Annotated in this window: 2 protein-coding genes; one reads left to right on the top strand and one right to left on the bottom strand. The window is 54.7% G+C overall.

Annotation, left to right across the window (positions count from 1 at the left end):
* The coding region (locus tag A3722_RS14945; RefSeq protein WP_161488220.1) for a recombinase family protein at positions 1-145 on the bottom strand (145 nt) is incomplete at its 3' end.
* Between the two features lie 134 nt (positions 146-279).
* Here A3722_RS14945 and A3722_RS23450 point away from each other — a divergent pair.
* Positions 280-689, top strand: a 410-nt coding sequence (locus tag A3722_RS23450; RefSeq protein WP_150120498.1) for a DUF4158 domain-containing protein, incomplete at its 3' end; no start/stop codon positions are given.

Genomic DNA, 689 nt, shown 5'->3' with positions numbered 1-689 from the left:
CATTATTCAGGCCAGGGCGTTCGGCTTTGGCGCCGGAGATGACATCTTCAAACACAGTTTCGCAGCCCGCAGCTTTGAGCGCATCCACCTGCGGTTCCAGCTTTTGCTCAGTGGTCGAGATCCGCGCATATCCAATCAGAGCCATGAAGATAGCCTTGTCCGTTTTCCTGTCCATAAATCAACTTGTCCGACTTCCCGTTGTCAAGCCATATTGGCGGACGGAACGGGTCGTTCCGCCTAACGAGCGTTTCACGGACTTGGGACAAAAGAGGGTATTTTATGGCACGGCGACAAATATTGACGGCAAGTTTTTGGTCTCGGCTGATGGCACCACCCTCGAAGGATCGAGAAGTCGCGATGTATTGCACGCTCACCCCGGATGAGATCGAGGTTGTCGCCAGAAAGCGAACAGCTGCTGCGCGTCTGGGCTATGCCGTATCATTGGCTTATCTACGCCATCCCGGGCGGGTTCGTAATGTTGGAGAACAGGCCAACGACGTGATGCTGGCCTTTCTTGCAGATCAGGTTGATGCCAGCGCCTCCGATCTCGCGGTCTATGATCAGCGCCCGCAGACACGACGCGAACATATCGCGCAAATTATAGCTCGGTTTGGATACAAGGCGTTCACAAAACCCCTTGTGCGGGAGTTTGTTCATTGGCTGACACCATCTGCCGGAGAAGACCCGCG

Source organism: Sulfitobacter sp. HI0027 (genome assembly GCF_001634775.1).
In the GTDB taxonomy this organism is placed as follows: domain Bacteria; phylum Pseudomonadota; class Alphaproteobacteria; order Rhodobacterales; family Rhodobacteraceae; genus Sulfitobacter.
This window is presented reverse-complemented; position numbering and strand designations above follow the sequence as displayed.